The organism is Streptomyces sp. N35 (assembly GCF_016464295.1).
Taxonomy (GTDB): Bacteria; Actinomycetota; Actinomycetes; order Streptomycetales; family Streptomycetaceae; genus Streptomyces.
This window is the reverse complement of record NZ_JAEIMH010000054.1, coordinates 1-2,196: the sequence shown is the minus strand read 5'-3', so window position 1 is coordinate 2,196 and position 2,196 is coordinate 1. Positions and strand designations below refer to the sequence as shown.

The 2,196-nt window shown below is 72.6% G+C and carries 2 protein-coding genes; both read right to left on the bottom strand.

The window, feature by feature from the left end; translation table 11 throughout:
- Nucleotides 1-63: 63 nt before the first annotated feature.
- Nucleotides 64-1,596 (bottom strand): PH domain-containing protein, encoded by a 1,533-nt coding sequence (locus JAO81_RS26755; RefSeq protein ID WP_199550498.1) that lies wholly within the window; start codon nt 1,594-1,596, stop codon nt 64-66.
- A 185-nt stretch (nt 1,597-1,781) separates the two neighbouring features.
- Complete coding sequence (locus JAO81_RS26750) at nt 1,782-2,117, bottom strand: YnfA family protein (RefSeq protein WP_199550497.1); 336 nt, start codon at nt 2,115-2,117, stop codon at nt 1,782-1,784.
- Between the last annotated feature and the right edge of the window lie 79 nt (nt 2,118-2,196).

Here is a 2,196-nt window from a genome sequence, read left to right as displayed (position 1 = left end):
CTGTGCCCCGGGGCGCCCCGCGCGGCGCCCCCCCCGGCGAGGAGAGAGGGGGGCGGCGCCTGCTCACGCCCTCACGCTCAGCCCCAACTCCCGCAGCACGAGCGCGAGATCCTTCGGCGAGGCAGCGAGCCGCACCCAGCGCCCGCCGTCGTCGAGCTCGGCGATGTGCCAGGAACGGGGCACCGATTCGGCCTCCTCACCGCGAGCGCGGCGTATCGCCCGTACCGAAAGGCGCTGCGCCGGGATCTCCTTCGCCGCGAACCGGCCAGGACCCGCGTGCGGGACCACCGCGGGCAGCCCGTCGCCGAGCACGATGTGCGTGCCGAAACCGTGCGGGTTGTAGTCGGTCGCGTCCAGGAAGCGGGCCGGCACGAACGTCTCGCCCGTGACCGCGGCCGCCGCGGCCGCCGCTTGCGGACGGCGGATCCGGGTCGCCCGCCAGGCCCAGGCGAACAGCGCCACCGACGCCACCGCGCCCGGGACGAGCCACAGATACGCGGCGCGCGACAGGAAGGGGTCCGTCGTCAGCGTATGGGCGTACGGAAGAAGCCAGACGCCCGTGCCCAGGAGGGCCACGAGGAACGGCCACACCGACGGCAGGACCTCATCGGCGGGCAGCCCGCGCCCGCGCCGGCGGATCGCCAGCTGGGCCGCCGGTACACCCGCACCCAGCGCGAACAGAGCCGAGAGCACCGCGACTTCGCCGCCCGTGGCGAAATGCTCCGTCCACTGGTGGCGCTCGCCGGTGATCCGGTGGACACCGCCGTGCCAGAACGTCAGCGTGACCCGGTCGCCCGGCTGGAAGGCCCGGGCCGTTTTCTCGGGTACCGATGTCCGGTCGAGGGGCCGGTCGTCGGTGAAGTACACCCAGCTCTGGCTCTTGCCCGAGTTCGGGTCGGTGTGTTCCACGACCGCCCGGACCGTGCTGAGGCAGTCGCGGTCGACCTGGCCGGCGGGGCAGGCGACGGCCGACTGCCACGCCCGCAGATGGCCCGACGCGGTGGGGACGAAGTACGCGGCGAGCGCACCGCACGCGAGCAGTCCGACGCAGAACGCGAGCAAGGCCTTCCAGGAGCGCCCTGCCGTACGGGAGGTGATCACCGCGAGATAGTCCGTGGCGGGTGTGCCGTAGCGGCGGTGCAGGGATCGCAGGGACTCGAGCTGGGCGTCGAACCGCGCCCGGAACCGCGGGTGATCGGCGCCGTAGGGCAGCGGAAGCATCACCTGGCGGCCGTCGCGCAGCCGCAGCACGCCCCGCTGGACCGGGGTCGAGCGGTAGACCTTGACCAGCTGCTGGACGTCCGCGATGTCATCCCAGGAAAAGGTGCGCCGCCGCAGCCAGGTGGCGAGGTGCACGCCGTGCGCGTCGGCCCGCACGGAGATCGTGGCCATCCGGAGCACGTACACGGCGAGCAGCACGAACGGCAGCGCGATCAGCGCCGCGGCGTCCGTGGCCTGGAACGGCGCGTCCATGCCGAGCCGCACCACGCGATACGCCCAGGACGCCGCCGCCACCAGCGCGGCGAGCGCGCCGAGGCCGACGAGGATCCACGTGCTGAAGTGGCGTGGCAGACGGATGACCAGGACGTCGTTCATGCCAGAAAGTGTCGCCGGACGTGGGCACCGTGCGCGCCGGGGGGTACCGGCAGTCTCACCCGCCCGTACATTGCCGGGATCTTCCTCGGTCTCCGCGGTCGCCGGCCCGCGTTCCCGGCCTCCGCGGTCGCTGCCCGGCGTTCGCTGCCTCCGCGGTCACCGCCCCGGGTTCGCTGCCTCCGGCTTCACTGCCCCCGTGGCGCGTACATGATCACCGCCATCCCGGTCAGGCAGATCAACGCCCCGATCACATCGAACCGGTCGGGCCGGTACCCGTCGGCCACCATGCCCCAGGCGATCGAACCGGCCACGAAGATCCCGCCGTACGCGGCGAGGATGCGCCCGAAGTTGTCGTCGCTCTGGAAGGTCGCGACCACGCCGTACAGACCGAGCGCGATCACCCCGGCGCCGATCCAGATCCAGCCCTTGTGCTCACGGACGCCCTGCCACACCAGCCAGGCACCGCCGATCTCGAAGAGCGCGGCGACGGCGAACAGGGCGACGGAACGGGCGACGATCACCCGGTCATGCTAGGGCGTCTCTTTTGGATCTTGCCGGCCACGGGAGCGACGCCCTGTGCGGATACCGAAGCGGGGTCTG